This is a genomic window from Risungbinella massiliensis (assembly GCF_000942395.1).
Lineage (GTDB): Bacteria > Bacillota > Bacilli > Thermoactinomycetales > Thermoactinomycetaceae > Risungbinella > Risungbinella massiliensis.
This window is the reverse complement of sequence record NZ_LN812103.1, coordinates 144,740-169,229: the sequence shown is the minus strand read 5'-3', so window position 1 is coordinate 169,229 and position 24,490 is coordinate 144,740. Positions and strand designations below refer to the sequence as shown.

General features: G+C 39.7%; 21 protein-coding genes, 2 tRNA genes, 1 rRNA gene and 1 other annotated feature. Of the genes, 4 read left to right on the top strand and 20 right to left on the bottom strand.

Features of this window, described 5'->3' with window-relative positions; all coding sequences use genetic code 11:
• Positions 1-272: 272 nt before the first annotated feature.
• Entirely contained in the window at positions 273-1,184 is a 912-nt protein-coding gene (locus VJ09_RS11860; RefSeq protein ID WP_044641935.1) for a hypothetical protein, read from the bottom strand.
• A gap of 126 nt (positions 1,185-1,310) precedes the next feature.
• Between VJ09_RS11860 and VJ09_RS18465 the strand changes: the two genes are divergently transcribed.
• Positions 1,311-1,478 (top strand): hypothetical protein, encoded by a 168-nt coding sequence (locus VJ09_RS18465; RefSeq protein ID WP_154662359.1) that lies wholly within the window; start codon positions 1,311-1,313, stop codon positions 1,476-1,478.
• Positions 1,479-2,003: 525 nt separating this feature from the next.
• Here VJ09_RS18465 and VJ09_RS18980 read toward each other — a convergent pair.
• The 15 genes from VJ09_RS18980 to VJ09_RS11785 all read right to left on the bottom strand — a co-directional run bounded on the left by VJ09_RS18980 (position 2,004) and on the right by VJ09_RS11785 (position 17,864).
• Entirely contained in the window at positions 2,004-2,138 is a 135-nt protein-coding gene (locus tag VJ09_RS18980; protein WP_267904304.1) for a hypothetical protein, read from the bottom strand.
• A gap of 110 nt (positions 2,139-2,248) precedes the next feature.
• Positions 2,249-2,437 (bottom strand): hypothetical protein, encoded by a 189-nt coding sequence (locus VJ09_RS11850; RefSeq protein WP_044641933.1) that lies wholly within the window; start codon positions 2,435-2,437, stop codon positions 2,249-2,251.
• A 138-nt stretch (positions 2,438-2,575) separates the two neighbouring features.
• Positions 2,576-2,651 (bottom strand) — tRNA-Ala (locus VJ09_RS11845).
• A 107-nt stretch (positions 2,652-2,758) separates the two neighbouring features.
• Positions 2,759-3,874 carry an alanine dehydrogenase gene (ald, locus tag VJ09_RS11840; RefSeq protein ID WP_044641932.1) on the bottom strand — a complete coding sequence of 372 codons (1,116 nt, stop codon included), beginning with the start codon at positions 3,872-3,874 and terminating at the stop codon, positions 2,759-2,761.
• Between the two features lie 160 nt (positions 3,875-4,034).
• A complete protein-coding gene (locus tag VJ09_RS11835) occupies positions 4,035-5,006 on the bottom strand; it encodes an ABC transporter ATP-binding protein (protein WP_044641931.1) in 972 nt (323 codons plus the stop codon).
• Complete coding sequence (locus VJ09_RS11830; RefSeq protein WP_044641930.1) at positions 5,003-6,022, bottom strand: ABC transporter ATP-binding protein; 1,020 nt, start codon at positions 6,020-6,022, stop codon at positions 5,003-5,005. The genes VJ09_RS11835 and VJ09_RS11830 overlap by 4 nt, the downstream gene beginning before the upstream one ends.
• Positions 6,023-6,034: 12 nt before the next feature.
• Positions 6,035-6,961, bottom strand: coding sequence for an ABC transporter permease (locus VJ09_RS11825; RefSeq protein ID WP_044641929.1), 927 nt, complete (start codon positions 6,959-6,961; stop codon positions 6,035-6,037).
• A gap of 4 nt (positions 6,962-6,965) precedes the next feature.
• Complete coding sequence (locus VJ09_RS11820) at positions 6,966-7,895, bottom strand: ABC transporter permease (RefSeq protein ID WP_044641928.1); 930 nt, start codon at positions 7,893-7,895, stop codon at positions 6,966-6,968.
• A 90-nt stretch (positions 7,896-7,985) separates the two neighbouring features.
• A complete protein-coding gene (locus tag VJ09_RS11815; protein ID WP_044641927.1) occupies positions 7,986-9,608 on the bottom strand; it encodes a peptide ABC transporter substrate-binding protein in 1,623 nt (540 codons plus the stop codon).
• A gap of 721 nt (positions 9,609-10,329) precedes the next feature.
• Positions 10,330-10,402 (bottom strand) — tRNA-Thr (locus tag VJ09_RS11810).
• A gap of 166 nt (positions 10,403-10,568) precedes the next feature.
• The gene (locus tag VJ09_RS11805; RefSeq protein ID WP_044641926.1) at positions 10,569-11,843 is read right to left on the bottom strand and encodes an ammonium transporter; all 1,275 of its coding nucleotides are present in this window, start codon (positions 11,841-11,843) and stop codon (positions 10,569-10,571) included.
• A 355-nt stretch (positions 11,844-12,198) separates the two neighbouring features.
• Positions 12,199-12,615 (bottom strand) — a sequence feature (23S ribosomal RNA rRNA prediction is too short).
• Positions 12,616-12,913: 298 nt separating this feature from the next.
• The gene (locus VJ09_RS11800) at positions 12,914-14,821 is read right to left on the bottom strand and encodes an arabinofuranosyltransferase (protein WP_044641925.1); all 1,908 of its coding nucleotides are present in this window, start codon (positions 14,819-14,821) and stop codon (positions 12,914-12,916) included.
• A gap of 290 nt (positions 14,822-15,111) precedes the next feature.
• Positions 15,112-16,615: ribosomal RNA gene (locus VJ09_RS11795) — 16S ribosomal RNA — on the bottom strand.
• A gap of 189 nt (positions 16,616-16,804) precedes the next feature.
• Complete coding sequence (locus tag VJ09_RS11790; protein WP_044641924.1) at positions 16,805-17,224, bottom strand: OsmC family protein; 420 nt, start codon at positions 17,222-17,224, stop codon at positions 16,805-16,807.
• Positions 17,225-17,240: 16 nt separating this feature from the next.
• Positions 17,241-17,864 (bottom strand): stage II sporulation protein M, encoded by a 624-nt coding sequence (locus tag VJ09_RS11785; protein WP_044641923.1) that lies wholly within the window; start codon positions 17,862-17,864, stop codon positions 17,241-17,243.
• A gap of 89 nt (positions 17,865-17,953) precedes the next feature.
• Between VJ09_RS11785 and pdaB the strand changes: the two genes are divergently transcribed.
• A complete protein-coding gene (pdaB, locus tag VJ09_RS11780; protein ID WP_044641922.1) occupies positions 17,954-18,718 on the top strand; it encodes a polysaccharide deacetylase family sporulation protein PdaB in 765 nt (254 codons plus the stop codon).
• Between the two features lie 7 nt (positions 18,719-18,725).
• Here the strand turns inward: pdaB and VJ09_RS17665 are convergent, their stop codons facing one another.
• Complete coding sequence (locus VJ09_RS17665) at positions 18,726-19,400, bottom strand: KinB-signaling pathway activation protein (protein WP_052807370.1); 675 nt, start codon at positions 19,398-19,400, stop codon at positions 18,726-18,728.
• A gap of 109 nt (positions 19,401-19,509) precedes the next feature.
• Here VJ09_RS17665 and gerD point away from each other — a divergent pair, with 109 nt between their 5' ends.
• The gene (gene gerD, locus VJ09_RS11770; RefSeq protein ID WP_044641921.1) at positions 19,510-20,121 is read left to right on the top strand and encodes a spore germination lipoprotein GerD; all 612 of its coding nucleotides are present in this window, start codon (positions 19,510-19,512) and stop codon (positions 20,119-20,121) included.
• 68 nt (positions 20,122-20,189) lie between these two features.
• On the opposite strand, the gene VJ09_RS11765 is transcribed toward gerD, so the two are convergent.
• Both VJ09_RS11765 and cwlD read right to left on the bottom strand, forming a co-directional pair.
• Positions 20,190-21,305, bottom strand: a complete 1,116-nt coding sequence (locus VJ09_RS11765; RefSeq protein WP_044641920.1) for a P-loop NTPase — start codon at positions 21,303-21,305, stop codon at positions 20,190-20,192.
• A gap of 146 nt (positions 21,306-21,451) precedes the next feature.
• Complete coding sequence (cwlD, locus tag VJ09_RS11760) at positions 21,452-22,189, bottom strand: N-acetylmuramoyl-L-alanine amidase CwlD (RefSeq protein ID WP_044641919.1); 738 nt, start codon at positions 22,187-22,189, stop codon at positions 21,452-21,454.
• Between the two features lie 389 nt (positions 22,190-22,578).
• On the opposite strand from cwlD, the gene VJ09_RS11755 reads away from it, so the two are divergent.
• Positions 22,579-23,121 carry an NADPH-dependent FMN reductase gene (locus VJ09_RS11755; protein ID WP_044641918.1) on the top strand — a complete coding sequence of 181 codons (543 nt, stop codon included), beginning with the start codon at positions 22,579-22,581 and terminating at the stop codon, positions 23,119-23,121.
• 343 nt (positions 23,122-23,464) lie between these two features.
• Here VJ09_RS11755 and VJ09_RS11750 read toward each other — a convergent pair whose 3' ends face one another.
• Positions 23,465-24,160, bottom strand: coding sequence for a hypothetical protein (locus VJ09_RS11750; RefSeq protein ID WP_044641917.1), 696 nt, complete (start codon positions 24,158-24,160; stop codon positions 23,465-23,467).
• Positions 24,161-24,490: the final 330 nt, after the last annotated feature.

Below are 24,490 nucleotides of genomic sequence, written 5' to 3'. Positions count from 1 at the left end.
TAGTAATAATAAAAGTCAGAGTCCGACATTGGATTCTGGCTTTTCATATTAAATCTGCATTTCCTAGCTCACTATCGTAGTAACAGTCCAATCCATCTCTTCAAACACGATGATCATGTGTGGCGAAACTCACACATGATCATCACTAATTTAAATATGAATGTATGCCATTAAACTCCCAGATCATGAACGTTTTTATTTTTACATTGATACATGAGGTACTAACTTTATTTATATGTGTTACAAGACTCTCATCCTTTTTTTCACTTTCCTTAGCCTATTTTTACTGTTTGTGCTTCCTTTAGTTCTTCTAACGCCACACGTGCGTAATACGGGGTGCATTGAGCCAACTTCGCCAGCCTTACCCGTCCAGGGCGTTTCCCTTCTTCCACCTCCACCTTTTTTGCGATTTCGATAATCTTTGCTATATCATCTATCTTCCCACTTGTCTTGGTCGTAGTACCCGTATTTTCATCCTTGTCAACTGGTTCCGGCTTAGTTGTTGCTAAGGCTCCCACTTCTACCTGCATACTACTAGCTTCTCGTGTTGGTTCAGTATGTGTTAATGTTTCATTCGTCTCAGTAATGCTCTTGTTAATAGACGAACCTTCGAGATTTGTTTTTGCCACTTCTGTTTTCATAATTGGCTCTGTTGATGAAAAACTTTCCTTCCGTTCACTCTCTACTGATAAAACCTGTTGTCCTATAATAGGCTTCAAAATATCGACTGTTTCGTTCTCTTCGCTCGAAACATTATTCATAGTTTTATACGCTGGGATAGAATGATCGGTACCTGATATTTCTTGATTCTGTTGTTTTCTCCCTTGAATAATCGCCCTGCTTAGGATGGCTTCAGAGAGTATAAGAGATAGAGGAGTAAAAGCACCTAATAAAATACCTGTGACTCCATAATTCCAACCAGCGGATACATTGGACCATCCAACTAGAGCAACCCCCAATAAACCACCTAAATAAGCAGGTAGACCAGGTGAATATCCCGCCAATCTAGAAGCCACTATATTTAGCCCACCCATAATAAAGGTGATCTCAGCAGCAACCACTGCCAGATACTCTAAACCATTCGTAAATCCACCCGATCGAAAGAGTTCAAGCGAATGATGGAAGCTAACAGCAATATTACAAATCAAAACTAGGAATGCACCCAGAATATTAATTTTCCTCATGTGTTTACGCCTTTCTATACTCAATTTCTAATTTTCAATTAACTATCTATCATGGTATAATCATACCACCAAGCCATGAGTGCATGCAATCATGAAACTATGCATTTTTAGAGAGGGAATGAAGAAATGAGTGTAAAACACGTGCAAGTAAGGCTTGATATAGAGACATATAAAAAACTACAGCATTACGCAATCGATCAGGAATCCACCATACAAAATGTATTAGAAACCACAATTAAAAAGTTAGTTACTAGCGCTGGTCCAGAAGTTGAACAAGAAGAAGAGAATTCCTAGTATGAAAAATTCTTTTTATCTGTTATGAGGTTTTCAACAAAAAAGAGGCGGAAAAGCCGAAGCTCTACCGCCTTCCATTTATTTTCTTTTATTAACTCCTTGATAGCATGAGGTTCTTCACGTATAAGATATACTCAGAGATTTTAAATAACTACATGATGTTGCATCTATCCATCAAAAAGGAGAATATCATGAGAATCTTCCAAAACATAAGCTTTCTCCTATATACTACTGTCTTTCTTGTTTTTATTTATTATTCATTTTTTGTAACCAGTCAACCAGATTGGTATCAAAAAGGCGGGATTTCCCGCCCTTAATATCGTTTATATCTACCCCTACCCACATTAGAAAAGAAGTGTGCGAAGGATTGGCATAAATTTTCGTGCCGGTCAATATCGCGTTCCGTGTCTTCAATCAGTTTTGTTAGGTGCTTATGTGTCTGCATCATATCTTTTTGTAGATGTTTGATCCTTTCCGATATCTGAGTTTCATCATATGAAGTTACAAATAAACGGGGATTTCTCATCATTTCCGCTTATCGTCCTTGATCTCGTTATCTCTAAGTGCATCGTCAATTTTTTTTAAAACTTTTTTAATTCCTTCCCGAATCTCCTTCTTGTTCTCCTCGCCACTTTTGAAATCTCCTTGTCCCCAACTCATATAAAAATCCCCCTTATATGGTTTTATACTTACTGATAATTTCCACTTTTACCAATGGTAATCCTCTACAGTACTCCATTTTATTGATCATCTTTATAGGTATATTTGATTTATATCAGACTTATATTTAACAACCTCCCTGATACTTGCTTGGCAATTTCTATCGCTTTAGCAAAATGGGTGACCGTTTCCTTGATGTATACAAAACCTCTAAATAAATCCGGTATATTTGCGAGATCCTCTTTGAGTGACTGAGTCGAGCCTAGCTTTTCCTTACCAATTTTATCTTGTTCATGCAACTAAAAAAGCCCTCTCAACGCCTAAATAAGCGTCAAGATGGGCAAGTAGGCACAAAAAAAGTGTACCGCTACCTTTCCGCAATTTGAATCGTTACACTGCGTTAAAATAGCCGTACACCAAGCAATTAAAGATTTGGTTGGTGGAGCATAGCGGGATCGAACCGCTGACCTCTACACTGCCAGTGTAGCGCTCTCCCAGCTGAGCTAATGCCCCATATAAAATTTGAATCAATACTATTGTAACTAAAAATCTATTTAACGTCAAGAAAAAACCGCCTCTGATAAGAAGCGGTGAAATCTAAACAATTCTATTTTAATATCTTATCGCAATAAGCTTTGGATATCCTGATAAGGTAGCTGAAGTGACTCAGCAACCGCTTGATACGTTACATACCCACCTAAAGTATTGATACCTAACAACAAAGCAGGATTAGCAAGAGCTGCTGCTTGGTATCCATTATTCGCAATTTGCACGGCATAGGGAACTGTAACATTAGTAAGAGCAAAAGTGGACGTTCTTGGTACCGCACCTGGCATATTGGCCACTGCATAATGAACTACACCATGTTTTACATAAGTTGGATCACTATGTGTTGTCACTCGATCGGTTGTTTCAAAAATCCCACCTTGGTCAATTGCGATATCAACCAAAACGGAGCCTGCTTCCATCGATTTGATCATCTCTTCTGAAACAAGCTTTGGCGCTTTGGCCCCTGGAATCAACACAGCACCAATTACCAAGTCTGATTCTCGTACTACCTCAGCAATATTAAATGGATTGGACATCAATGTTCGAACTTGATAGCCAAAAATATCATCTAATTGACGTAAACGATCTGGGTTCAAATCAATAATGGTGACATCTGCTCCCAAACCTACTGCAATTTTTGCAGCATTGGTACCTGCTACTCCTCCACCAATAATAGCTACCTTACCGCGTTTTACCCCCGGTACTCCACCAAGCAAAATCCCTTTTCCGCCCTCAAATTTTTCTAAAAACTGTGCTCCAATTTGAGCAGACATACGACCTGCAACTTCACTCATCGGTGTGAGAAGCGGCAGAGAGCGATTGGCTAGTTGGATCGTCTCGTAGGCAATAGCTATCACTTTTTTCTCCATTAATGCGTTCGTCAATTCTGGTTCTGCTGCTAGATGCAAATAAGTAAACAGAATCAGTCCCTCGTAAAAATAGTCATATTCACTTGGTAATGGTTCCTTTACCTTCATAACCATTTCCATCGACCATGCCTCTTTAGCAGACTCTACAATAATCGCTCCTGCTTGTTGATACTCCTCGTTACGAAACCCAGAACCAGTCCCTGCATCACGTTCTACATACACCTCATGTCCTTGGGATACGAGAGAGACAACTCCTGCAGGTGTAATTGCTACACGGTTTTCATTGTTTTTAATCTCTTTAGGTATTCCAATACGCATTATAGTTCCTCCTGGATTAAATACAAAGATAACATTCACTGCATAGAATCCCATATTAATCGTAAATCTATGCTTGCCAAGTAAGCATAACAATTCAAACTTCTTTACGTTTCTGTGCAAAAGAAAAAACCGCCTCTGATAGAAGCGGTTAATGAGTAGATTAATTATATAGATGACAAGCGACAAAGTGGTTCTCTTTTACCTCTTTCCACTCTGGGATCGCACTAGCACAGATCTCCTTCGCTTGCGGACAACGAGTACGAAATTTACAACCACTTGGAGGATCGATTGGGCTTGGTACATCCCCTTGAAGAATAATCCGTTCACGTTCATGTTTAGTCGCTGGATCTGGAATCGGTACAGCAGACAGTAGCGCTTGAGTATATGGATGAAGCGGATCACTATATACCTTGTCGCTTTCTGCTAACTCAACCATATTCCCCAAATACATAACACCAACTCGATCACTAATGTACTTTACCATGGAAAGATCGTGAGCAATGAAAAGATAGGTGAGACCACGTTCTCTTTGAAGCCTTTTCATTAAGTTAACTACTTGCGCTTGTACAGATACATCCAGTGCAGAGATCGGTTCATCCGCAATGATGAAATCTGGTTTCACTGCCAGTGCACGTGCGATACCAATCCGCTGACGTTGGCCACCTGAAAACTCATGTGGAAAACGAGTTGCATGGCTCTCGTTTAAGCCAACTACTTCTAATAATTCTACTACCCGTTCATACCGTTTTTTCCCACTTTCCAATCCATGGATATCCATTCCTTCCGCAATGATATCTACTACTTTCATCCGTGGATTCAAAGAGGCATATGGATCTTGGAAGATCATTTGCATACTGCGGTGGAACTGGTTTAGGGATTTTCCTTTTAATTGATGGACATTTTCACCTTTGTAGTGAACTTCACCAGAAGTTGCACTATATAAACGAATTAGTGTACGTCCAACGGTAGATTTCCCACATCCAGATTCTCCTACTAGACCTAATGTTTCACCTGGATATACATCAAAACTGACACCATCTACCGCTTTTAACATCTGTTTGCTACTTACTTGAAAGTGTTTTTTTACATTTTTTACACTCAAGATCGGATCTTTAGTCGCTACTGAGCTCATACGGTTTCGCCTCCTGCCACTGCTGATTCACGATGTGTTTTTGCCATTGGATGCTCTAACCAACAAGCTACGCTATGTGACTCATTGATTTGGGTTACATCTGGATCGATCTCTTGACAAATCTTCATCGCATGTTTACAACGTGCAGCAAAAGCGCATCCTTTAGGAGGAGCGAGTAAATCAGGAGGAGATCCTGGGATTGGTTCCAGTTCTTGATTTCGATCTTGATTCAATTTCGGCATAGAGTTCATCAGTCCCCATGTATATGGGTGACGTGGTTCTTTAAAAATCTCATTGATTTTGCCAGTCTCTACTACTTTTCCAGCGTACATAACGACTACTCGGTCGGCAGTCTCCGCGACTACACCAAGATCGTGAGTAATCAAGATAATAGAAGTCCCCAATTTGTCTTGAAGGGATTTCATTAAGTCCATAATCTGCGCCTGAATCGTTACGTCCAAAGCTGTTGTTGGCTCATCGGCAATCAACAAATTTGGATTACAGGATAGTGCAATTGCGATCATGGCACGTTGACGCATTCCACCACTAAATTGATGTGGATATTGATTAAATCTAGACTCAGGGCTAGGAATCCCTACTAACTTGAGCATTTCAACTGCTTTTTTCTTTGCTTCTGCTCTAGAGACTTTCTGATGTTTTATAACCCCTTCGACGATTTGACTTCCTACTGTCATCGTTGGGTTAAGCGATGTCATCGGATCTTGGAAAATCATCGCGATCTCTTTACCACGAATTTTTTCCAATTCCTTTTCAGACATTGGAACAATATCCTTGCCTTGGTAAAGTATTTGACCTTCTTTATATTCACCTGGAGGGGTCAAAATCAACTTCATGATCGCTTGAGAAGTAACACTCTTTCCACAACCAGACTCTCCTACAATTGCGAGGGTTTCTCCTTTTTCTACATCAAAGCTCACTCCACGTACTGCTTTCACTTCTCCACTATAGGTATGGAAAGAAACGTGAAGATCTCGTACATCTAAAATTTTACTCATACTGTGATCCCCCTATTTCTTCATTCTTGGATCGAGTGCATCTCGTAGTCCGTCTCCTACTAAGTTAAACGCCAGCATGATCAGCGATAGAACAAGTGCTGGCCAGAATAAAACGTGTGGGAATAGTTGCAAGTAGTTGTATCCTTCGTTTACCAATACCCCAAGGCTCGCTTCTGGTGGACGAATCCCTAATCCGATAAAGCTTAAGAACGCCTCGAAGAAGATAGCAGATGGAATAGCAAACGTTACAGCAATAATAATAGGTCCGATAACATTCGGGATTAAATGTTTAATAATAATTCTTTTATGACTAGCACCAAGAGTACGTGCCGCTAGTACATATTCTTGTGAACGAAGTTTCATCATCTGTGCTCGTACAATCCGCGCCATCGGTACCCAACCTGTTATCGCAAGTGCTAATGCAATAGGCAAAATACCGGGCTCTAACCAAATCAACATTAAAATGATGATGATAAGATTTGGGATCGTATAAATAATTTCAATGAAACGTTGAATGATATTATCAATTCGACCACCAAAATATCCAGAGATACCGCCCAATGTGACTCCGATTACAATATCAAGAAATGCTGCAAGAAACGCAATCTGTAGTGAAACCTTGGCACCATACCAAGTACGTTGCCAGAGATCTCGTCCAAAGTGATCCGTACCAAAGTAATGATCTCCAGCAGATTCTAGATTAGAATTTGGAATATCTTGTGTTTGCCAATCGTAGCTATTCATCATTGGTCCAAAAATGGCTAGGGCACTAATTACAAGTAGTAGAACAATCCCTACTAAAGCTCCCTTGTTCTGACGAAACCGTAACCAAGCATCTTGCCAGTAAGTAAGAGGTTCACGATTTAGATGCTCTGCACGTTTGGTCGAAGCTCCAATTGGTTGAAACAGCTCAGCGTCATATGATTTTTGCATGCTCATGAGATCACTCCTTTACTCCTGTGATACGAATCCGTGGGTCAATTAATCCGTATAGTAAATCTACAATAAAGATTGCAGCAATAATTAGAACACTATAGAAGATGGTCGTCCCCATAATTAAGGTATAGTCATTTACTTTAATTGATTCTACGAATAAACTCCCCATACCAGGTACCCCAAAAATACTTTCCACAACAAGAGAACCTGTAATGATATTAATTGCTAACGGACCCATAACGGTTACCGCTGGAATAAGAGCGTTACGTAAAGCATGTTTCACTAAGACTGCTCCACGGCTAATACCCTTTGCTTTTGCAGTACGCATGTAATCTTGCTCTAGCACTTCTACCATTTCGGTACGAATATAACGAGAGATTTGAGCGATAACTACAACCGAAAGTGCCAAGGAAGGTAAGATAGTATGTTGATACTCACCCCAAAGATTTGGTGGCAACCAACGCAACTTAACTCCAATCCAATAAGAGAGCAACCCAGCCAAGATAAAGTTAGGTATCGAAACGCCGAAAACGGCAGTTCCTGTTGCCAAACTATCAACCCAGCTATTTCTCTTAAAGGCAGCAAGCACACCTAACACAAGTCCAATAGTTACACCAAAAAGAATCGCTTGGGCTCCAATAAAAGCAGAAGCAGAGAAACCTTCCATTAGCATCTCTGTTACGGATCTGCCATCATAACTAAGTGATTTTCCTAAATCACCTTGCAACAACTTTCCTAGAAATTTGAAGTACTGTACATAAACTGGTTGATCCAATCCATATGTGGCCATAATTTGTTCGCGAATCGCTGCTGGTAACTTCTCTTCATTTTTTAAAGGAGTTCCTGGAAGGCTATGCATTAGGAAGAAGGTAGCGGTGATAATAATGAGTAGTGTGACAATCATTAACGTAAGACGTTTTAGTATATAACGTGTCATATCCTATCACTTCCTTTCAATACCAGTTACGAATAGAAAGAGAAGGTATATATCAGAGGTGATATATACCTTCTGTGTATCGATTTTCTCTTACTTGATAGTAGCCCACTTGTAACTTACTTCTCCACCGAAGGAGTGGAATACCAAACCTTGTACTTCAGGTTTCAAGAGGTATACACGGCTACGGTAGTAAAGAGGTGCAATTCCAGACTCATCTATCAAGATTTTTTCTGCTTTCGCCATATCTTCCATACGCTCTTGGAAGTTAGCGTTGTTTTTGGATTTTTGAACAAGTGCATCGTATTCTTTGTTAGACCATTTACCACGGTTATAGCTTTGACCTGTGACGAAGAGATCAATGTAAGTCATTGGATCATCATAGTCAGCACCCCAACCAGAACCTAGGATGTCAAACTGTTGTGTTCTACCACGCTCAAGACGTTGTTTGAAAGGTACTGGTGTAAGGGTAATTTCGATTCCAAGATTTTTACGAAGTTCTTCTTTCACAAACTCCATTTGGCGTTTGGAGTTGGTAGTATCATCCGCAACATACTCGATTGCTGGTGCTTGTGTTAGACCAAGCTCTTTTAGACCTTCTTCAAACAGTTTTTTCGCTTCTGTTGGGTTAAATTGTGGTTCAGCAGGAAATACTTCACGGAATTTTTGGTTTGGATCATTCCCGTTTGCTTTGAGTTGAGGAGGAGTTAATCCACCAGCAGGGATCGAACCATCTTTCAATACACCATTCGCATATGAATTTTTATCAATTGCTAAGTTAATCGCTTGACGAATCTTTTTGTTTTGGAAGAAAGGCTTAGTTTGGTTGAACTCAAGGTACCAAGAGGAAGCCTCTACGAAAATACCTGCTTCTTTATCACTCTTAAACTTCTGAGCAAAGTCTCCACTCATGAATCCAAAGTGTACTTGACCAGTTTGGTAGGAATTAAGAACTGCTTGAGAATCTTTCAAGATTTTCGTGTCCACTTTGTTTAGCTTCACATTAGCAGCATCCCAATAGTTCTCGTTCTTTTCCAATACATAGTTTTGGTTATGGTTCCATGCAGTCAATTTGAATGGACCATTGTAAACGTTGTTTGCAGCCTCTAGAGCAAATTTGTCACCAAATTTTTCTACAATATCTTGACGTTGTGGCAAGTAAGTTGGGAAAGAAAGAAGTCCTAAGAAATAAGGAGTTGGAGCTTTAAGCGTTACTTGAAGAGTTTTGTCATCTAATGCTTTGACACCTACATCTTCTTTGTTCGCTTTTCCAGCATTGTACTCAGTAGCATTTTTGACTGGCTCTAAAATATACGCATACTCAGAAGCAGTAGCAGGGTCCAAAGCACGTTTCCAAGAATACTCGTAATCGTGCGCTCTCACAGGTACCCCATCGCTCCACTTTGCGTCACGAAGTTTAAAAGTATAAACCAGTTTATCAGGGCTAATTTCTACACCAGAAGCGATACCTGGTTGTGGGATTTGATCTTTGTCTAGGCGATAGAGACCTTCCATTACGTTGTTCAATACTTTAAAAGAGGCATTATCAGTAGACTTTGCGCTATCCAAGTTTGGTGGCTCAGCACTCTCAGTCATTACTAATGTTTGGTTCTTAGCGCCTGAAGCACTATCAGTGCCTCCAAAGTTACAGGCAGATAGTACTAAACTTGCAACTAACGTCAGCGAAAGAAACGATGCTAACTTGCGTTTCTTCATTGCCATTTCCCCCTTTAAGCTAGTGTGTAGATTAGTTGAAACCTGAAACCAAAATAATATGACAAATCCGACATGCCCGGAATGAATGACTAGCCATTCATCCTGCCTGATAAACCTAATACACATGTACTAATATATCAATGAAGTTGGGATGCTCGTACAAAAAAACCAGAGCAAGCCAAACTTGATTGTCTACTTTTTATTTATGTAAATATATTTAGACAATTTGATATAGATACTGTGAATTAGTATTGTAATAAATTTAACTTAAATTTGTTTAATTTGTAAAGAGTATTTTTTTACCAAGTTCACTTAATTACGTTTTTATGAAAATAATCATTATATAAATTGTTTGTATGCGGTTACATTTAAAATAACCACATTAGAATTAATATTTTTATCCTCTAATCTTTCTACTCCAAAAAAGTCTAGAGGAACAAATACATAAGAATAAACAACATAGCATTTATTTTATGTATATAAATATTTTCCATTTTGATATAACAAAAAAGAGATCGATCAGATCTCTTACTATGCAATTGGATCTTTCAAAATTAGAAAAATTTGTTCGCTTTCCAATCCATTTCCATCTGCATTGCCTCTATAATTCTTTTCAATAAAATCATACCAAAACGCCAAATATATTTCAAACTTATCAGAATTAAATCCAAAATAAAATAAGATCTCATTCGCCCTAATACGAAAGAGATCTTATTGAAAATGCTGGAGACAGGACTCGAACCTGCGACCCCTTCATTACGAGTGAAGTGCTCTACCAGCTGAGCTACACCAGCAAATATAGAAAACAATTAAAAACATAACTATTATAATTAGACTCTTACTTTCTGTCAAGTATGCTTTGAAAATTTAAAAGCTATTCTTATTAAAACACTCCAAATAAGGGACCACTATTACCTTTGTCCCTTATTTGGTATTCGCTATGCTATTGCTTATTAGTTTTTAACTAGCCTCTTTTTTGGACTGAATAGATACTGGTAGAGTAATTTGTTCTGGATATCCATAACCACCATGTTCTGATAGATCAAGCCCAATTTCTTCTTCTTCGTCTGTAACTCGTAGACCTCCTAGTTTTTTGATCGCTAATAACAAGACGAAGGTTGCCACACCGACATATAGTATGGTTACTAGAATTCCTAATGCTTGAACTCCTAACTGCTGTAAACCACCACCATAGAAAAGACCGGCCTGACCTATTCCTACTTTCTCTACAAGTTCTGGTGTTGCAAATAACCCTGTTGAAAGAGTTCCCCAAATCCCTGCTACACCATGAACAGAGAATGCATAGATCGGATCATCTACACCGAGTTTTTCTATCCAAATAGAGCTAGCAACAGTAATTGCTCCTGCAATAAATCCTATTAATACCGCTGCCCAAGCTTCCACAAACGCACAAGCTGCAGTAATCGCTACGAGTCCACTTAACACTCCATTTACGATATATGGAACCTCAATACGTTTTAACAAAAATTGCACCATTAAAACAGATCCAAGTGCTCCAGCACCGGCAGCTAAATTCGTAGTAAGGGCTACATAACCGAAAAATCCATCTTGTACTGTTAAAGTGCTACCTGGATTAAACCCGAACCAACCAATCCAAATTAATAGAGTACCTAATACAGAATAGACTTGGTTATGACCCGGAATCATATTTGGAGTCTTATCTGCATTAAACTTGCCAACACGTGGTTTCAAAAGGATTGTAGCAACAATTGCTGCAACTCCACCTTGTAAATGGACGACAGTAGAACCTGCAAAATCTTGTTTTCCAAGTTCATGTAACCATCCTTCTGAACCCCAAACCCAATGCCCTACTAAAGGATATACGAAAGCAGTAAAAAGTAATCCAAACCAGAGGTATACACTCAATTTAGCGCGTTCTGCAAATCCACCCCAAGCGATTGCTAATGAAACTGCGGCAAAAGCAAATTGAAATAAAAAGTTGATTTCGACAGGAACTTCTCCATCACTTCCTAATCCTTTCAAAAACCATCCTTCCATTCCAATCCATTTTCCCTCTCCGAAAATAAATCCATACCCTACAGCCCAAAAAGCAATTGCTGCTATGGAAAAACTAAGTAATTGTTTAGCGGCAATATGACCAGCATTTTTCATTCTAGCAGAACCAGCTTCTAACAAAGCAAACCCTGCCTGCATCATAATAACCAAAACTGCACAGAAAAAGATCCAAAAAGAGTCCACCATGACTTGATTCATTATGCCCCACCTCTTATGTCAGTTTTTCTAACATATAATTTGTTATTAGCTATAATATCACGATGGTTTTGCAAATTACAATATTGTAATGTGAGGAAAAGTTACATTAAACCGCTTACATTATCTTTTTTTAAATATTTTTTTCTTTTAAAACCGAACAAGCCCTATTTAGATTTAAAAATTTCCCATCTTTAACTTATATGTTTTTATCTTTACATTAAGGTTTGAACTCTGTTCTACTTCTAGTAACCCTAAGTTGTTTACGTGTGTCTGCTTATTTTATCAATACAAAAAAACCACTTAGGCTACCGAAGTAGCAACTAAGTGGTTTTTGGTTTGCCTGGCAATGACCTACTCTCCCAGGACCCTGCGGTCCAAGTACCATCGNCCCGCCGTACTCAGGGTCCGTCTCGGAGGGAAGCAAGTTTTCCATACAGGGCTGTTACCTGCTATGGCGGGTCTTTCCAGAACCACTTCTGGTACCTGCTTCCTTGATAACTCCTAGTGAGACGCCCTACAACCCCAAACATCGAAGATGTTTGGTTTGGGCTAATCCCGTTTCGCTCGCCGCTACTCAGGGAATCGCGTTTGCTTTCTCTTCCTCGGGGTACTTAGATGTTTCAGTTCCCCCGGTCTGCCTCTTACCACCCTATGGATTCAGGTGGCAGTACTTGCTCTTCAAGCAAGTGGGTTGCCCCATTCGGAAATCTCCGGATCAAAGCTCACTTACAGCTCCCCGAAGCATATCGGTGTTCGTCCCGTCCTTCATCGGCTCCTGGCGCCAAGGCATCCACCGTGTGCCCTTAGTAGCTTTACCTCGGTCATACTTTTCGGTGATTGCAACAAAACGTAAAAGACTTCCACGATATTTGATGTCGTAGGAAAACTTTATTACGTTTTCTTACTTGGCTTTCTGTATCTAATTTTCAAGGTGCGTTTCATTTTTGTATGTCGCTCGCGGCGACAAGAAATAATATATCATGTATCGGAAATGAACGCAACCACTTTTTGTATCCAAAAATACCCAAAGCCCATCCTTATATTACTAGGATAGCCTTTGGGTATCAGCATTATTTACTGTGTAATTGCACTTTGATTTGATCATTCATATATTGATCTGCAAAATCTTTTTCTTCAGCAGTAAATTGATCGTACTGATCAGGAGTTACTCCTTGAATCTCATAAAGGGTTTCTCCCTTTTTCAGCTGCTTAAAGTACGGTGCTTGATAAATCGATTGGTTAAACTTGATATAGACATGTTTTAGATCAGGATAGTGATTAATAGGGATACGTAGTTTACCGTCCGGATAGACCAAAATATTATTTTTTAGTATTTGGGTCGCACTACCTTCTTTAGGTTTTGGCATCCAAATATAGTCTACTTTGTCATACTTATTGTATGTCAACATCCAAGCAACAAATTCTGGGTTCTGTGACTGACCAAGATCTCGCAAGAAGACCAGTCTTTCTTCTCTTTGTGCAGAGTGATGTGAGAACAATACTTCATGACTAAAAAAGTCAAACACTGGTAAGTAGGTGTGCAATTTATTATATACAGAGAGAACAACTTTATTTTTGTAATCAAACTGCTGCAATGTTTTCACTTCGGGTGGCACATAGGAATTTTGGGCTGTACGGTTATATCGGTGATCTTTTACATCCAACATCTTCTGTCCAAAGATGATAACAATCAATACTAAGACGGCAACAGTAATCGTCTTCCGATACTCTCGAAAGCGTTTAGAGGTAGTCACCATATACATCAAATAACTAAATCCGGCCATCAATACATAATAAAGAAGTTCTTTCATCTTAAAATGGAGGTTTGGTTTATCGATCGTAAGACCTACATGCCCCACAAACTGCCATATATAAATGCTAAGTAACAATAATAATAGCTTAGATACAAATTTCCTTTTTTGACTAAAGATAAAGATCGTAAAGAGACTAATCAATAGTACTAAACCTTCTATATCAGCTGTAATTTTAGGCTCAATATTTAGCATGTCAAAGTAAAAATATTTATTCTGCACTGGATTAAAGGCAACAGTTAGAAAATCCAACACCATTGGCAGAATGTATAACATGCTAAATGCTCCGGTTAACAATAACACGTAAAAAGTGTGACTGTACTTTTTAAATACTTCTTTCCATGTTTGTTTACGGAACAAATCAATAACGAGCTGAATTGCAGTGTAAATAATAAAAGCAAAAAACCAATAGTAATAAACTTGAAAGATTATTGCTCCTAATATCCCGCCTACAAATAAGAATCGTAAGTATTTCTTTCGTTCCGTTGGAGTTCCTTTTAAAGGCTCTGCAAAAGCGAACCACCAAGGAACTATAAAAGAAAGGGCAATAAACTCATAAGCCTTATAGTAAAGAGCAAAAGGAGTATGTGGATATACAAATATCAAAGCAAAGGTAAAGAATAGAGCAAATTGTGGTCTGATTACTTTAGACCATGCTAGGAAAAAAAGCGGTGGTAAGAAAAAACAAACTGCGAATAATCCGTAACGAACCATCATATATGGCTCAATCCCTGTTAACCAAGCCACCTTCCCTAGTATATAGAAATAGAGCGGTGGATAGAATCCAGATAGATCTTGGTACGAAAAATCGTGAAATGTCCAAGAGTTTGCATAACGGGTAACAGATGCCGTGATAAATTCTACATCGTTTTCCACACCGTTAAAACCATAGTATGTGTTGCGAAGTAAAAACACAGTAAAGACTGTTAAAAAGAATCCAAGGATTAAAACAGATATCCATTCCTTTATACGATGTATTCTAGGGATTTTTACAAAGTAAACTAAAACAATCATAAACCCACAAAATAGTAAGAACGTCTTTGGAATGAGAGCTTCATTTAAGCGGTAACTTGGAATTTGTATTAGCTTCATTAATAATACTGAACCTATTGTGATGACTGAATAAACCCAAAATGCAATCCAGTAATCTCTTTTTAAACTTTTCATACCATTTTTCTCCTCATAACTTTTTACATCTATTTATAAAGCTATTACTTTTCTCTTTATACAAAATTAGTGTTAACCAAAACTTGACTTCCCCATCCTACCATATGTCGGGAGGTGAATTCTATGTAATTTTCTTATAGAAGCTAGGGTTTTCTTCAGATGTACACATAATGATAAAAAACCCTTTGCTATATAGCAAAGGGTAAAAGTCATATTCTCTGAAAACGAAAGCTGAGAGTAACATAGCCGGGTAAAACATTCGAATTTGTATCATGAAAGATACTCCATAGAAAGGAGGTGATCCATCCCCACCTTCCGGTAGGGATACCTTGTTACGACTTCACCCCAATCATCTGCCCCACCTTCGGCGGCTGAGTCCGTAAGGTTCTCTCACCGACTTCGGGTGTGACAAACTCTCGTGGTGTGACGGGCGGTGTGTACAAGGCCCGGGAACGGATTCACCGCGGCATGCTGATCCGCGATTACTAGCGATTCCAGCTTCACGTAGGCGAGTTGCAGCCTACGATCCGAACTGAGACCAGCTTTATGAGATTAGCTCCCCCTCGCGGGTTCGCAACCCTTTGTACTGGCCATTGTAGCACGTGTGTAGCCCAAGACATAAGGGGCATGATGATTTGACGTCATCCCCACCTTCCTCCGGCTTTCACCGGCTGTCTCGTTAGAGTGCCCAACTAAATGCTGGCAACTAACGATAAGGGTTGCGCTCGTTGCGGGACTGAACCCAACATCTCACGACACGAGCTGACGACAACCATGCACCACCTGTCACCGTTGCCCCGAAGGGAAGGGGTATCTCTACCCCGGTCAACGGGATGTCAAGCCTTGGTAAGGTTCTTCGCGTTGCTTCGAATTAAACCACATGCTCCACCGCTTGTGCGGGCCCCCGTCAATTCCTTTGAGTTTCAGCCTTGCGGCCGTACTCCCCAGGCGGAGTGCTTAATGCGTTAGCTGCGGCACTGAGGGCGGGAAAGCCCCCAACACCTAGCACTCATCGTTTACGGCGTGGACTACCAGGGTATCTAATCCTGTTTGCTCCCCACGCTTTCGCGCCTCAGCGTCAGTTACAGCCCAGAAAGTCGCCTTCGCCACTGGTGTTCCTCCCGATCTCTACGCATTCCACCGCTACACCGGGAATTCCACTTTCCTCTGCTGCACTCAAGCGCTCCAGTTTTGGAGGCGAACAATGGTTGAGCCATTGCCTTTAACCCCCAACTTAAAGCGCCGCCTGCGCGCGCTTTACGCCCAATAATTCCGGACAACGCTTGCCCCCTACGTATTACCGCGGCTGCTGGCACGTAGTTAGCCGGGGCTTTCTCCTTAGGTACCGTCAGAACTTCTTCCCTAAGAACAGAGTTTTACAACCCGAAGGCCGTCATCACTCACGCGGCGTTGCTCCGTCAGGCTTTCGCCCATTGCGGAAAATTCCCTACTGCTGCCTCCCGTAGGAGTCTGGGCCGTGTCTCAGTCCCAGTGTGGCCGGTCACCCTCTCAGGTCGGCTATGCATCGTCGCCTTGGTAGGCCATTACCCCACCAACAAGCTAATGCACCGCGGGCCCATCCTCAAGCGAAAAACTTTTACATTGCTCTCATGCAAGAGCAATGATTATCTGGTATTAGCACCGGTTTCCCGGAGTTATCCCAGGCTTGAGGGCAGGTTGCCCACGTGTTACTCACCCGTTCGCCGCTAGGTTCCCGAAGGAACCCCGCTCGACTTGCATGTATTAGGCACGCCGCCAGCGTTCGTCCTGAGCCAGGATCAAACTCTCCGATAAAGTTGAGTTTGAAAGCTCAATAGTAAATCATCTGGCTAAATGTGATACATCTCACTCTTTCGTTTTCAAAGAACATCATTGCTTTTTTGTTTATGCCGCCTTGTCGTGGCGACAAGAAATAATATATCATGCTAGATTAATAGAGTCAACACTTTTTTATAAAGAAATGACTCGAATCGAGTCATTTCTTTATAATCTATATAATTGTCCATTTATCGTATAAGACACATGAATCTTTGCAGATAAGGAATGCGAGACAGAACAATACTTTTCAACAGATAGTTCTATCGCTCTTTTTACTTTATCTGCTGGCAGATCACCTGATAAATGGTACTCCAGATGAATTTGGGTAAACTTTCGAGGGTGTTCTTCTGCACGTTCTCCTGAAACATTCAAATCGAATCTTTCCAAAGGTAGTCTCATTTTTCTCAGGATCTCGACGATATCAATCCCTGTACATGTACCTACTGCACCTAATAATATCTCGGTAGGACGTGGGCCCGTGTTGGCTCCACCCGACTCCTCACTCGCATCCATTATAATTTGGTGTCCTGATGGAGTATGACTTTCAAACTGCATTTGCTGTTTCCATTCTACATTTACTTTCACGGAAGTTAGCCTCCATTTATGTATACAGGTAAAAGAGCAATCCTTCAATCGCGGCCGCAATTACCAAAAAGACAGTAAGACCAAACAGCATAGGAGAAAAACGATGTAGATACTGTTTCCATCCGACCATTACTTTTGCTCTACGTTCTTGATTCCCTAGAGAGGTAAGAGATCGTATTACTAGTAATCCACCTCGTATACCAAGTACAGATGCAACAATGATAGCTGGAAATTCTAATACACCATGGGGAAGAATCGTAGTACCGAATAAAGCAAATGGATTACTGCCTGTCTTCGAGGAAGCAACAAAAAGTACGTATCCAACTAATAACCCTGTATTACTGAGTATTAAAACTGGATAGAAAAATAGTAATACCCCTACTAATATCATCACCATTGCTACGGAGAAGTTATTTAGGAATATACTGGAAAAAACATATAAATAATTAGTGTTTGTCTGGAACTGATTTGCTATCTTCTCTAATTGATCCATTACCCCCAACATACTCAGGGCTTCCTCTACTTGGCGATTAGCAAAATACCCAATAAGTATACTGGCCAATAAGACTCCAGCTGAAATAAAAAGTAACTTTTTTTCTGCTCGAATCCCTTTCCCAAATTCCTGAAATAAGTATTTCATTCCTATCACACCTTTTTACAGCATTTCGATTCATATCCCGCCTTGTCCCGCATAAATTGAACTAGGACAAACCGAGTGGAGGGTACAAAATGAACTTTTTTTGGATCTTATCTGGTAAACAGTTAAAACGCTATGCTGTCTTGGCGCTCGCACTCTTTTTTGCGAGTGGGGTCGTATATGCAGAATCCAATAACATACAAGTATTCTTCCCAACAAATAACGAACCAAATGCAATCTATAGTGTCAAAACAGAAAAGAAAATGGTCGCACTTACGTTTGATATTAGTTGGGGAGAAAAACGGACTGGTCCTATTTTGGATGTGCTAGAACAAAAGGGATTAAAGAAAGCAACTTTCTTCTTATCCTCACCTTGGTCGGAGACACATCCTGATATCGTCAAACGAATCGTAGATTCTGGATACGAAATTGGTTCTCACGGGCATAAACACGAAAATTACAGTACTCTTAGTGACGAAGAAATCCGGAAACAGATTAGTACAGCACATTCGATTTTAAAAAAGGTAACGGGAAAAGATCCAAATCTTATTCGTTACCCTAATGGTGATTTTGATAAAAGGGTGATAAAGATCGCAGATGAACTAGGTTATAAATCGATCCAATGGGATACCGATTCTCTAGATTGGAAAAATCCAGGAGTCGATAAAATTGTAAAGAGAGTCACATCTAAAGCTCATCCTGGAGATATTATCCTTCTTCATGCTAGTGATTCTTGCCAACAAACCCACGAAGCTCTTCCTCAAATCATTGATCAGCTAAAAGAGCAAGGCTATGAGTTTGTTACCGTATCGGAGTTACTAAGTAATGCCGATGTAAAAACCGATGAAGTAAAATAGTTAATCGTTATGCCTTTGCTACCTTAGAAGAGCTAGCCTTTTTAGAAGGGTTGGCTTTTTTGTTTTGTTTTGAGGAATCCTCTTGTTTTTTGGGAGATGTCCATCGGTGAAGATTGCTAATCTGATAAGCATTGCAAACAATTAAGATTAGAACAGTAAACAAAACATATGCAAAAGGAAGAGTCCCTTCTTTTGAATTTAAAGCTGGAAATGCTTCTAAAACGGTTGCTGTCACCATGAAGAAAAATGTAGGTACAAAGGCTTGATGTTTGGTTTTTTGCACTTTCCACCATGAAACAACAAAAGCTGATACAAAAACCACAATTGGAATAGCTAATCGAATCAAGATTGTTTCGTGTGCAAAGGATGCAAATTGAAATTGGACTAATGGAAAACCGATTAATATGATGACTCCTAATTGGATGATTTGAAACAGCTGTGTATTGCGCAGTAATCCAAGAGCTAACCAGTTAAAAACTAGATAAGCGAAGAATCCTAAAATTGCTACTGATCCCAATGTTAGCCCAGCAAGTAACATTTGGGTGAACGCGGACATTTTTGGGGAGTCAAAAAATAACATCTCTCCTGAAAGCATTTCTAAAAGGAATCCTAAAGGAATCGCGATGATTCCACTAATTGCAATCGTAAAGACAAACCAAATTAGTAAATTTTTTAGTCTCATCTTTTCTACTCCTTCTACCACATTTCGATTTTGATTGTATCAGATGAATGACACTTCCGTATAGCTGGCATACTAAGCACAGTCATAAGTAAACATGGGGGTACAAACGATGCCACAAAAATGGATATTATCTTTCGCTCTTCCCCTTCTTTTGATTAGCGCATGTAACAATCAGGATCAAGCTACCAATCAATCCCAAGTTGATTATCAACAGGTAAAACAAATTTTGATTGATACTATACATACGCAAGAGGGCAAAAAAGCCATTCAAGAGCTACTAAAAGATCCCGAGTTTCAAACACATATGCAGCTGCAATCGAAAGCCATGGAAGAGTATGTAGCGAAATCAATACAAAATCAAACTACACAAAAAGATTGGATCAATCTGTTATCTAACCCAACTGTTGCAGAACAAATAATGAAGGCAACAGAGAAACAACAACAAGAGACTATGAAAATATTGATGAAAGATCCAAAGTTCCAGCAGTCTATGATGGATATCCTAAAGGATCCGGAATTCTCTAAACAGCTATTAGAAGTGATGAAAAGTAAAGAAAATCGGCAAGAAACATTAAAACTGATTCAAGAGACATTAAAAACACCTAGTTTTCAAGACGAACTGAAAAAGAAAATTCAGGAGACACAACCAACGCAAGGTCAGGATCAAGGCCAAGGTCAGAGTCAGGGTCAAGGCCAAGGTGAAGAACAAGGTGGTCAATAAATATAACTTTATTTTAAATGAAAAAGCCACCTACACATAGGTGGCTTTTGTTTTGAGTATGCAATACTTTATTTTTGAGATGTAGCTTTGATAGTTTGCTTTGCAAGCTTTTGATATAACTCCCCAATTGGATGATTCTCTGGATAAACGGATGGCGCAAAGTTTGGAGAGTCGAGATCCATTCCTTCAGGAGCAGATAATGGAATTTGGGATAAAAGCTCCACATTCAATTCTTGTGCCAACTTCTCTCCTCCTCCACGACCAAAGACATATTCTTTCTCTCCTGATTTGCTCTCATACCAAGACATGTTCTCTACTACCCCTAACAACTCATGTTTGGTGTGGATCGCCATTGCACCTGCCCTAGCTGCTACAAAAGCGGCTGTTGCGTGTGGCGTCGTGACTAGTATTTCTTTGCTCTGTGGGATCAACTGATGAACATCTAAGGCGATATCCCCTGTGCCTGGAGGTAAATCTAGGAGAAGATAGTCTAATTCGCCCCAATGAACCTCAGACAAGAAATTACGCAACATCTTTCCTAGAATAGGCCCCCTCCAGATGACAGGTGCGTTGTCTTCTACAAAAAAGCCCATTGAAATTACTTTTACCCCAAATCTCTCAACAGGTAAGATTGTTTCATCTATTACCACTGGACGCTGTGTAATCCCCATCATATCTGGTACGCTAAAACCGTAAATGTCCGCATCGATTATGCCAACTTTCTTGCCTAAACGAGCCAATGCTACAGCTAAGTTAACTGTAACCGTCGATTTTCCTACTCCTCCTTTACCAGATGCAATCGCTAGAAAGGTTGTAGGGGAATCCTTACGTAAAAGGGCGGGAATAGAAGGAGCAGAAGGTTGTTTAGCAGCTCCTGTTGCTGGGTTAGGGGTTCCTTGTCTCTCAGCTTGTAAAAGTCGTGATAAAGCCGCTCTCTCTTCGTCCGTCATAGCACCAAAAGTAACATCGACTTGCGAAGCACCCAACTTTTTAATCGCATTCTCCACATCTTCTTGAATTGTTATTTTTAGTGGACATCCAGTGATAGTCAATACTACTTCCAAAGAGACTTGACTATCGTGTATCTGAATATTACGTATCATATTTAATTCTACTAAACTCTTATTTAGCTCTGGGTCTTTGACATCTCGGAGTACATCCAAGACCTTCTCCGTTGTAATCATATAATAAACACCCCATAAAAGAGATTTACGTTTCTAGTAAGGATTCCTTATTGATACCGTTACCATTATAGCATATTGCTGAATATGAGGTAGATTATAAGAGGATTACTACAGAAGATGCTGGTTAAACCTAAAGTTATTAAAAGTTAGCGATATGCCATCGTTTGCTTTGCTCCTGTGTAATATTCCAAGATGCCATAATAAAGAGCAGTAGAAAGCTTTTTTTGGTAACCATCAGAAGCTAGCAGTGTGGCTTCCTCTGGATTGGAAAGGAATCCTACTTCAACTAAAGAGGTAGGGACTGGCGATTCTTTTAGTAGATAGACATCATTCTTACCTTTTGCAGCTTTTTGCGCATTTGGTAAGTTACGAGACATCTCAGCTTGAATTGCCTCTGCTAGTTTCTTGTTCTCTTCTTGAAGAGGATTATAAAAAGCTTGAGCTCCTTTTACACTTGTGTCAGGAAAAGAGTTCAAATGAATACTAATGACTAAATCCGCCTTTACTTCGCTCACCATTTTGACTCTTCTTGCTAAATCCTGAGCTTTTCTCTTTCCTAATTTGTGTGCCTCTGGATCCGACAACTCCTCATCTTCATCGCGTGTCATCACCACATAAGCCCCAGCTTGTTCTAACTGCTCTTGAAGATAGCTCGCGATTTTGAGTGTTATCTCTTTTTCTTGCAATCCATCTTTGCTAGAGGCACCAGCATCTTTTCCACCATGGCCGGCATCGATCAGGATCGTCTTCCCTACTAAAGGTAGATCCCATAGTTGACTGGGTTGTAATGTAAATTGAGTAGCAATCGGGATTAGGAATGCGGCAATGATTGCGATCGTAATCCATAAAAATGCACGTTTTCTTGTGAATCGAGGAAAGGACATAAACTCACCTCATCGTTTTATATCGGATATTGCATTCTATGGGACAAACCAACGCAATATGTAAGAGAAAACAAATTTGATGATTAGATAATCATAAATAACCTTCTCTTTGTTTTCCAAAAAGAAATCCTCTAACACTACACAACTAAAAGACTTCTTGTTGCATAAAGTTTTTTATGAGGAATTTATATAGTTGACGGCACAAGATGATAAAAATATAATTACTTATGTAAAGTAAGTAACTAATTAATAGTATAGAAATCTAGGGTAGCAAATACCTTTAAAAGGGGGCAATAATCTACAAAAACGTAGTGAAAAAATATAGGTGGTGAAAATACTTGGGTTTTTTAGATAAATTATTCGGAAGATCAACTGAGGAGGAAAAAGCAATGGCTAACTTAAAAATTGGTATTATCTTAGGAAGCACTCGTCAAGGGCGTGTAAGTCCACAAGTAGGAAATTGGGTGAAAGAAATTGCCGACAAACGTGGAGACGCTGATTATGAAATCGTCGATATTGCCGATTTCAAATTACCTTTCTTAGGAGAGGGTACTGGTCAAGAACCAGGACTAAAAGCTTGGCCAGAAAAACTTGAGAGCCTAGATGGATTTGTATTCATTGTTGCTGAATACAATCACAGTATCTCAGGAGCATTAAAGAACGCACTCGATTCAGCCCGCGATGAATGGAACAATAAAGCAGCAGGGATCGTAAGCTACGGTTCAACAGGTGGAGCTCGTGCAGCAGAGCATTTACGGGGAATTTTGGGTGAATTACATGTTGCGGACGTTCGTACTCATCCAACATTGTCACTATTTACTGATTTTGAGAACTTCAGTGAATTCAAACCAGCTGAGTTACACCTTGATAATGTAAATCTTATGCTGGAACAAGTTGTCGCTTGGAGCGGTGCATTAAAGACGGTAAGATAAAGATCCTGATAGATGGGGATGAGGATTTAGTATAATAGGTATAAAGACCTATCTGGTTTTGTGCAAAAAGTCTTGTAAATTTGGTCGTTTACTGTGGCTCTTGCACAACACCATGATAGGTTTTTTTCATATAGGGGATTATTGTAACTTTCTTGTTTCATTCAAATTATTTGGTATAATAGATTTAGACCTATCTGGTTTTGTGCAAAAGTCTTGTAAATTTGGTCGTTTACATGGAGCCTTGCACAACATCATGATAGGTCTTTTTATACATAAAAACTAACTAAAAAATTGAGGACCATACCAATAAATGGTATGGTCCAACTTTAATAACTATGGTCGTTTACATGGAGCCTTTAAACCAACTTCCAATCTTGCGAGCTGCTTTGCCGATAATCTTCTTGATCTTTGTGGCATTAGCTACTGCTACACCTATGATTACCCAAACAATGACCGCTTGTACGTTTGCATTGTTAATCCAATTGTAGATCACATCGAAGAATGTTGGTTTTTCTATACTAGCTAATCTGGATTGAGCTAATATCAGCTGACCGATAATCGCAAAGGCTCCAACAATGTAGGCATTACGTTTGCCTTGTTTGTTAGCTGAGCTTATGCTTCGGGAGTGATGGCGCTCTCTCTGGATATAATCCCGGTCGTCTTTTATGGCGTTTTGAAAATACTGGCATCTCTTTTGCTCATAATCTTCTTGATCTTTTCGCAGGTTCTCAACCGTTTTCAAGTATTCGTGTAAGACGTTTACTTGTCCAGCTATTACTTCTCGTTCTTGTTTGAGAAGCTGCTGTACCTCATTGATTACGTCAGTAGGTACTTCGATTTCAGCCATAAGATTACCCGCTAACGCTGGGGATTCCATCAGGTTCAGCTCAATCAGATTTATTGCCAGTTGGTATGGGTACCAGGTTCTTTGACCGTTCTCATATTTGGAGCAATGATTCTGGATCTTTTTTTTGGTCACTTTTGACCAGTTGATCCGGTAATCATAACCAATGCTGTTGTTCTTGCTGTCATTTAACATTGGGTTAGTTCCCCCTTGTCTAGAAATAACTCCTAGAGCAACTGCCCTCCTTTAGCCGGAGACCATCATCCATGGAGGTTTTTATGGAATGATGGGGGAACTAACCATATTAAGCCATGTAAACGACTTTTCGGCTGGTTCCCTGTGGAGCAAGCTAGTAACCTAACATTGATCCACAGGAACACAGCCGAATGTTATTAAAGTTTAGTGGAGTTGTTCACTCCATATTATATTATAATAATTCCTAATATTTAATCCAATAAAATATTGTTATAACTCTTTTTTTATAAAACATATTGAATATTTTGCATCTGGATCAAAACAACATAA

Coding starts and splice junctions, on each gene's coding strand:
- VJ09_RS18980 (WP_267904304.1), bottom strand. CDS start 2,138: ATGAGTTGGGGACAAGGAGATTTCAAAAGTGGCGAGGAGAACAAGAAG.
- VJ09_RS11815 (WP_044641927.1), bottom strand. CDS start 9,608: ATGAAGAAACGCAAGTTAGCATCGTTTCTTTCGCTGACGTTAGTTGCA.
- VJ09_RS11830 (WP_044641930.1), bottom strand. CDS start 6,022: ATGAGTAAAATTTTAGATGTACGAGATCTTCACGTTTCTTTCCATACC.
- VJ09_RS18465 (WP_154662359.1), top strand. CDS start 1,311: ATGAGTGTAAAACACGTGCAAGTAAGGCTTGATATAGAGACATATAAA.
- VJ09_RS11820 (WP_044641928.1), bottom strand. CDS start 7,895: ATGACACGTTATATACTAAAACGTCTTACGTTAATGATTGTCACACTA.
- ald (WP_044641932.1), bottom strand. CDS start 3,874: ATGCGTATTGGAATACCTAAAGAGATTAAAAACAATGAAAACCGTGTA.
- VJ09_RS11755 (WP_044641918.1), top strand. CDS start 22,579: ATGGCTAACTTAAAAATTGGTATTATCTTAGGAAGCACTCGTCAAGGG.
- VJ09_RS11825 (WP_044641929.1), bottom strand. CDS start 6,961: ATGAGCATGCAAAAATCATATGACGCTGAGCTGTTTCAACCAATTGGA.
- cwlD (WP_044641919.1), bottom strand. CDS start 22,189: ATGTCCTTTCCTCGATTCACAAGAAAACGTGCATTTTTATGGATTACG.
- pdaB (WP_044641922.1), top strand. CDS start 17,954: ATGAACTTTTTTTGGATCTTATCTGGTAAACAGTTAAAACGCTATGCT.
- VJ09_RS11860 (WP_044641935.1), bottom strand. CDS start 1,184: ATGAGGAAAATTAATATTCTGGGTGCATTCCTAGTTTTGATTTGTAAT.
- VJ09_RS11800 (WP_044641925.1), bottom strand. CDS start 14,821: ATGAAAAGTTTAAAAAGAGATTACTGGATTGCATTTTGGGTTTATTCA.
- gerD (WP_044641921.1), top strand. CDS start 19,510: ATGCCACAAAAATGGATATTATCTTTCGCTCTTCCCCTTCTTTTGATT.
- VJ09_RS11750 (WP_044641917.1), bottom strand. CDS start 24,160: ATGTTAAATGACAGCAAGAACAACAGCATTGGTTATGATTACCGGATC.
- VJ09_RS11765 (WP_044641920.1), bottom strand. CDS start 21,305: ATGATTACAACGGAGAAGGTCTTGGATGTACTCCGAGATGTCAAAGAC.
- VJ09_RS11805 (WP_044641926.1), bottom strand. CDS start 11,843: ATGAATCAAGTCATGGTGGACTCTTTTTGGATCTTTTTCTGTGCAGTT.
- VJ09_RS11835 (WP_044641931.1), bottom strand. CDS start 5,006: ATGAGCTCAGTAGCGACTAAAGATCCGATCTTGAGTGTAAAAAATGTA.
- VJ09_RS17665 (WP_052807370.1), bottom strand. CDS start 19,400: ATGAGACTAAAAAATTTACTAATTTGGTTTGTCTTTACGATTGCAATT.
- VJ09_RS11785 (WP_044641923.1), bottom strand. CDS start 17,864: ATGAAATACTTATTTCAGGAATTTGGGAAAGGGATTCGAGCAGAAAAA.